The organism is Pseudomonas sp. Marseille-P9899, from assembly GCF_903166565.1.
GTDB classification, from domain to species: domain Bacteria; phylum Pseudomonadota; class Gammaproteobacteria; order Pseudomonadales; family Pseudomonadaceae; genus Aquipseudomonas; species Aquipseudomonas huaxiensis.
On sequence record NZ_CAESCG010000010.1, the window covers coordinates 229,407 to 236,752 of the forward strand.

At 63.4% G+C, this 7,346-nt stretch carries 2 protein-coding genes and 1 pseudogene; 1 reads left to right on the forward strand and 2 read right to left on the reverse strand.

Features of this window, described 5'->3' with window-relative positions:
• Positions 1-136 precede the first annotated feature (136 nt).
• Entirely contained in the window at positions 137-2,599 is a 2,463-nt protein-coding gene (locus HWV67_RS30105; protein ID WP_175653858.1) for a TonB-dependent siderophore receptor, read from the forward strand.
• A gap of 132 nt (positions 2,600-2,731) precedes the next feature.
• On the opposite strand, the pseudogene HWV67_RS30110 reads toward HWV67_RS30105, so the two are convergent.
• Both HWV67_RS30110 and HWV67_RS30115 read right to left on the reverse strand, forming a co-directional pair.
• Positions 2,732-6,721 (reverse strand): annotated as a pseudogene (locus tag HWV67_RS30110) (amino acid adenylation domain-containing protein); the annotation flags it as partial.
• A gap of 151 nt (positions 6,722-6,872) precedes the next feature.
• Positions 6,873-7,346 (reverse strand): phosphopantetheine-binding protein (locus HWV67_RS30115; protein WP_175653860.1); only part of this gene is annotated, 474 nt, incomplete at its 5' end.

Genomic DNA, 7,346 nt, shown 5'->3' on the forward strand with positions numbered 1-7,346 from the left:
AACGACGAAACGCGCTCGACCTCAAGAAAAGTGCCTGGGCTTCGGCCTGCCTGCAGAGCACTTACTGCCAACGAGCCGCAGCCGCGACGGCCGTCGCCCATCCCGACACACAACCATTAGAACGAGTTTTCCTTCCATGCACACAACGCCCCGACTTACGCCACTGAGCAAAGCCCTGCTGATGAGCCGCGCCTTCCGCGCCAAGCCTTCGCTCGCCGCAATCGGCCTGGCACTTACCCTGCCGATCGCCGCCCAGGTACAGGCTCAGGAAGTGGAGTTCAACATCCCGGCACAGCCATTGGCGGGTGCCTTAAGTGAGTTGGGGCGCCAAGCCAATCTGCAGGTGCTGTTCAGCACTGAAGACGTGCGTGGCAAGACCAGCAGCGCGGTACAAGGTCGCCTGACCCCGCAACAGGCCGCCGGCAAACTGCTCGGTGGCTCGGGGCTGTCCTACAGCGTGCAGGGCGACACCCTGACCCTCTCGGCAAATGATTCATCGGCGTCGGTCAACCTGGCCCCGACCTCGATCAACTCCCACGCCTTGGGTACTACCACCGAGAACACCGGTTCCTACACCACCGGCGCGGTCACCATCGGCAAAGGCGCGCACTCACTGCGGGAAACCCCGCAGTCGGTGTCGATCATCACCCGCAAACTGATGGACGACAAAAACCTCAACACCCTGGACCAGGTGCTCGCCAAGACCCCGGGCCTGTCGTTCACCCAGCGCAACTTCGGCTCGCACCAGTACCAGTCCCGCGGTTTCGTGCTGGGCGAAGAAGCCTTCATGATGGATGGCATTCCTGGCCAGAGCTACAACCTCACCGCCTGGATGCCGCTGGACATGGCCTTCTACGACCGCGTCGAGGTGCTGCGCGGCGCCTCCGGCCTGCTGGTCGGTGCAGGCAGCCCGGGCGGTGCGATCAACCTGGTGCGCAAGCGCCCGACCTCGGAACCGCAGTTCTCCATCACCACCCGTGCCGGTTCCTGGGACAACTACCGCATGGACCTGGACGGCAGCGGCCGCCTCAACGACGAAGGCACCCTGCGCGGTCGCGTGGTCGCCGCCTATGAAGACCGCGGCAGCTACCTGGATGGCCAGGACACCCAGACGCCGCTGCTCTACGGCATCGTCGAAGGCGACCTGTCGGAAGACACCACCGTCGCGCTGAGCGTGCGCCGTCAGAAAAGCAACATGAACGGCTACTCCATCTACGACCTGCCGCGCTACAACAACGGCAACTCGCTGGACATCTCCCGCTCCACCACTCTCAGCCAGAACTGGGCCTACAAAGACAGCGAAACCGACGAAGCCTTCGCCGAACTCACCCACCGCTTCAACGACAGCTGGACCAGCAAAACCACGCTGATCCATACCGAAGGTGATTTCGCCTCGCTCGTCCCTTATGCCCAGGCCCTGGGTTCACCGATCGGCATCAACCCGGTTACCAATTCTGGTGCGACCTGGCGGGGCGTGGAATTCCGCGACGTCAGCGTGAAGGGCAACGGTGTCGACAGCTTCGTGGAAGGCAACTTCGATGCCTTCGGCCTGACGCACCAGGTCACGGTGGGCGCCAGCTGGTCGAAACAGACCGCCGGCACCAAGCGCGGCGTGGTAACCGCTGGCATCGTCAATACCCCGGTCAACGTGTTCGACGTGAACCATGATGCGCTGGTCAAACCGGCACGCCCGGCCTGGTCGCAAATCAACGAATACACCGAAGAACGCAAAGGCATCTTCGCCAACACCCGCATCCACCTGAGCGAGCCATTGAGCCTGATCCTGGGTACCCGCCTGAGCTGGTACGACTACGACTACAACGACAAGATCGGTACCGGCGACTACGAGAACAAGCAGACCCACGAATTCACCCCGTTCGCCGGCCTGATCTATGACATCAACGAAAACTGGTCCTGGTACGCCAGCTACGCCGACATCTTCAAACCCCAGGCCAACTACCGCAGCGTGAGTGGCTCGCCGCTGGATCCAGCCGTCGGTACCAACTATGAAACCGGTATCAAGGGCGAACTGTTCGACAAGCAACTGAACGTGTCGATGGCGCTGTTCTACATCAAGCAAGAAGATGTGCTGGGCGAAGACGTCGCCAACCGCGGCCGTTGCCCGTCCAACGACGTTTCCGGCACTTGCTACTTCAACGTCACCACCCAGCGCAGCAAGGGCGTCGACCTCGAAGCCAGCGGTGAAGTCCTGCCGGGCCTGCAAGTCATGGGTGGCTACACCTACAACATGACCAGCAGCAGCTCCGCCTCGCCGCTGACCACCGACACCCCTAAACACATGGCCCGCGTGAGCACCATGTACACCCTGCCCGCCGAGTGGAACCGCGTGTCCGCTGGCGTTGGTGTTTCCGCGCAATCGGGCTTCAGCAACAAGACCAACGGCGTGGAGTTCGGCGACGGTGGTCGCGCCATCTGGGACGCGCGCGTCGCCTACAAGCTGGACCAGCACTGGAGCGTCGCGGTCAACGGCGAAAACCTGTTCGATCGCCGCTACTACATCTCTGCACCGGCGATTGACCGCGGCAATATCTTCGGCGCACCGCGCAGCTACATGCTGACCCTGCGCGGAGATTTCTGATCGGGTTGTGACAGACGCGTGAAGAAAGAAAAGGCCAGTCGGTTTACCGACTGGCCTTTTTTTGTATCTGCCTGGAGGGCTTTAGTGCCCTCAAGAACGGGCGCCGCACAAGCAGCGCCCGCCATCACTCAATTATTCACGCCCTTCCAGCCGCCGCATCAAGCTCTCCAGCAACGCCGGACTCAGGATCACATCATCGTGTTTCTGCCCCGGCAGCGTCTCGGACCACAGTCCATTCACCGCACAGGCGTCGCGCAGCAAGGCTTCATCGGCCTCGACCTGCCCGGCATTGCGGCTCGCGCCCGCCCACCAGCACTGCGGCACGGCCTTCAGCGGCTTCAGGGCAAATGAACGGGCCAGGGCCATGTTCACGCCGAGCAGTTGATAGCCACCGGCAATCTCGGCCTGTACGGCGATATCCCGGTGCACGGCACGCAGCGCCTCGGGGGACGCACCGCTCTGTTCGGCGACCCGGTCAATCACCCAGTCGGTAGCCTCCGGCGAATCGGAATAACGTGCCGTCGCTTCCTCGATCAAGCCCAGCACCGTCGGTTCGCCAATACCCGGGGCAAAGGCCAACAGACTCTTCACCAGGCCATCCCATGGACCTTCAGGCTTCACCTCGGCAGGCGCCACAACCTGCGCAGCCGCTCCGCTTGCCTCCGTTGGCAGAAAACTGTCGATCAACCCGAGGAAGCCGACCTGCTCACCCGCCGACTCCAGCGCGTGCGCCACGTCCATCGCCAGCGCACCGCCGAGCGACCAGCCCAGCAGGTGATAAGGGCCGCGGGGCCGGGCTTGCCTGATCTGCTCCACGTAATACGCCACCATCCCGTCCCAGGAGGTTTCAAACCAGCCCGGCACCACGTGACTCTTGTTGACCACCCCCAGCACGCTGCGCTTGCCGCTCAAGTGCCCGGCCAGCGGGTAGTAGGCGTAGGTGCCACCACCGCCCGGCGGCAGGCAGAACAACGGGGCCTTGTCGCTGCCGCCGCTGTTCATGCTGATCACCGGTTTGCTCACCCGCCGCTCACCCGCGCTGACGAAGTCCGCCAGGTCCTCGAAGGTTTCCAGCAGTAGAAAGTCGTGCAGGCTGATGCTGATAGCGAACGCTTCGCGGATCTTGCCAACAACGCTGATTACCAGCAGCGAATGCCCGCCCAGGGCGAAGAAGTTGTCCTTGAGGCCAACCCGCTCGACCTTCAGCACCTCAGCCCAGATCTGCGCCAGACGCTGCTCGCGCTCGGTGCGCGGCGGTTCATAAACGGCCTGGGCCTGGCTGGCATCGGGTTTCGGCAGGGCCTTGCGGTCCAGCTTGCCGTTGGGGGTCTGGGGCATTTTTTCCAACCACACCAGGTGGCTCGGCACCATGTAATCCGGCAGGCTGGCTTTCAGATGGGCCTTGAGTTCGGCGCGCAAAGCGTCGGTGCTGGCGCTGCTGTCGCTGGCGACCAGCCAGGCGGCCAGTTGCTTGATGCCGTCCACGTCGACATCGATCACCACCGCCTCATGCACCGCCGGATGCTCCAGCAGCCGCGCCTCGATCTCGCCCAGCTCGATGCGGAAACCGCGAATCTTCACTTGATGGTCGAGACGGCCGGCGTATTCGATCACACCGTCGGCGTGATAACGCGCCAGGTCGCCGGTGCGGTACAGGCGGCCGCCATTGCTGGAGAACGCATCGGGGATAAAGCGCTCCGCGGTCAGCGAAGGCCGGCGGTGATAACCACGGGCCAGGCCGTCGCCGCCAATCAGCAACTCGCCACGGGCGCCTACTGGCAGCACGTCGATATCGTCGCTGATGATATGCAGCGTGGTGTTGGCCAGCGGTTTGCCCAGCCAGATATCGTCGCTTTCAGTGAGGTAATGGCGGGCCGACCAGATGGTGGTCTCGGTCGGGCCGTAGACGTTCCACACATGTCCGGCCTGTTCGATCAAACGCTGCGCCAGCTCGGCACTGAGCGCTTCGCCGCCGCAGAGGATGGTCTTGCCGTTGAGCGCGCCAGCCGGTGTCGCGTCGAGGATCATCCGCCAGCTCGAAGGCGTGGCCTGGATTACCGTCACGCTCTGCTGGGCAATCACGTTCAGCAGGGCTTGCGGGTCTTTGTTCTGATGAGTGTTCAGCAATACCACTGCGGCGCCGCGCAACAGCGGCAGGTACAGCTCAAGACCGGCGATATCGAAGGACAGCGAGGTCAGTTGCAGGACCCGGTCGTTGCCAGTGATGCCCGGCTGATCGGCCATGCTGGAGAGGAAGTTGACCAGCGCCTGATGGTGAATCGTCACGCCCTTGGGTAAACCGGTGGAGCCGGAGGTGTAGATGGCGTAGGCCAGGTTCAATGGGCCTGCGAGGCCAGGCAGGTTGTCCTGACCGTAGCCGCCCAGCCAGTCGCCATCCTGGTCCAGGCACAGGTTATCGATGCCAGCAGGAATCGGCAGTTGCGCCAACAGCGAGGACTGGGTCAGCAGCAGTTTCAGGCCGCTGTCTTCCATCATGTAGGCCAAGCGATCCGCCGGGAAATCCGGGTCCAGCGGCACATACGCGCCACCGGCCTTGAGGATCGCCAGCAGGCCAATGACCATTTCCAGCGAGCGCTCCAGCGCCACGCCCACCAGCACGTCCGGGCCCACGCCCAGTTCGCGCAGCTTGTGGGCCAGTTGATTAGCGCGGGAGTTCAGTTGTGCATAACTCAGGGATGCATCACCGAGCACCAGCGCCGTTGCATCCGGCGTCGCCAGTACCTGGACTTCGAACAGCGCCGGCAGACACTGTTCACGCGGGTAATCGGCCTCGCTGCGGTTCCACTCGACGAGAATCTGCTGGCGCTCCACGCCATCCAGCAACGGCAAGGCCGCCACACGCTGCCCGGCATCGGCGCAGATGCCTTGCAGCAGGTTGCGCCAGTGGCGGGCGAAGCGCTCGATGGTCGAGGCATCGAACAGCGCCGTGGCATACGTGATCGCCGCACCGACACCGTTTTCGTGCTCCAGCGTATCCAGGGTCAGGTCGAACTGCGCGGTCTGCGACGACGACGCCAGCTTCTCGACGCTCAATCCCGGCAGGGTGCGACCCTGGCCGGGGTTGCGGGTCTGGTGGTTGAACATCACCTGGAACAGCGGGCTGCGGCTCAGGTCACGCTCCGGGTGCAGCGCTTGCACAAGCTGTTCGAACGGCAGGTCCTGATGGGCCTGGGCCTGTACGGCGGTGTGCTTCACCTGTTGCAGCAACTGGTTGAAAGTGGTGTCGAGGGTGAATTCGGCCTTGAGCACCTGGGTGTTGACGAAGAGGCCGAGCAGCCCTTCGGTTTCGGCACGGTTGCGGTTGGCGGTGGGCACGCCCACGCGCACGTCCGCCTGGCCGCTGTAGCGGTGCAGCAAGGTCTGGAACGACGCCAGCAACAGCATGAACAGCGTCACCCCGTGCTGTCGCGCAACCTCCTTCAATGCTTGCGCCAGCTCAGGCGCCAGTTCGATATCGAATCGCGCACCGGCATGGCTCTGCACCAGCGGCCGTGGCCGGTCCGTCGGCAGGTCCAGCACCGGCTGCTCGCCGCCCAGTTGCACAGTCCAATAGCCCAACTGGCGCTCCTGCTCGCCGGCCTCCATCCAGTTGCGTTGCCAGATCGCGTAGTCGGCGTACTGGATCGGCAGCCCAGGCAGGTGCACGGCCTCGCCGCAGCTGTGACCGGCATACAGGCGCACCAGCTCATCGACCATGATCGGCATCGACCAGCCATCGGACACGATATGGTGCTGCACCAGGGTCAGGACATGCTCCTCCTCACCCAGGCGCAGCAGCCTGACCCGCAGCAATGGGCCTTGTTCGAGATCGAACGGTCGGCGCAACTCCTCGGCGACCCGCGCCTCCAGGTCGGCGGCGGCCAGCGGTTCTACCGCCAGCAGGAAAGGCGACGCCGGGTGCACGATCTGCACCGCAGTGTCGCCTTCCTGCCGGAAGCAGGTGCGCAGGGTTTCATGGCGGGCAATCAGGGCGCCGAAAGCGCCCTCCAGCGCCTGGATATCCAGCGCGCCCTTGAGCCGCAGCGCCACCGGAATGTTGTAGGCGGCACTGTGTGGCTCCAGTTGCCAGAGAAACCACTGCCGCTGTTGGGCATAGGAAAGTGCCGAGCTGGCTTCGACCTCCCGTTTGAAAATCGGGGTGACGCCATACAAATTCACCCCTTGCCGCTTGAGCAGCACCGACAACGCTTTGCGTTCCCGGGCAGACAGCGATTTCACAGAGTCGAGCAGCTCTTGCACGTTGGGTCTCCTGCTAAGCGATCAAATTATCGATTTCCTCTGCACTAAGACGTTTGAGTGCCTCCAGGGATTTAGTCAGTTCGTCCTGCGCACTGCCCGCCTGGCCCTGTTTCTGTGCAACCACCTCACAGAGATCGGCCAGGGTGCTCTTCTCGAACAGCTCGCGCAGGGCGATTTCGCACTGCAACTGATCACGGATACGCGCCAGCACCTGCACCGCCAGCAACGAATGCCCGCCAAGGTCGAAGAAGTCGTCGCGCATGCCAACCTTCTCGACTTTCAGCACATCGGCCCAGATGGCCGCCAGTTGCTGTTCCAGTTCGCTGACCGGCGCAACATGCTCGATCTGCGCCTGAGTGCTGTCCGGCTGTGGCAGGGCCTTGCGGTCCAGCTTGCCGTTCGGCGTCAGCGGCAACTGGTCGAGGAACAGCCACTGCGTCGGCACCATGAAGGTCGGCAGGTCCTGGCCCAGCAGCGCCTTGAGCTC

What these genes read in the sequence shown, in the direction of transcription:
- HWV67_RS30105 (WP_175653858.1), top strand. Translation starts at nt 137, where the DNA reads ATGCACACAACGCCCCGACTTACGCCACTGAGCAAAGCCCTGCTGATG.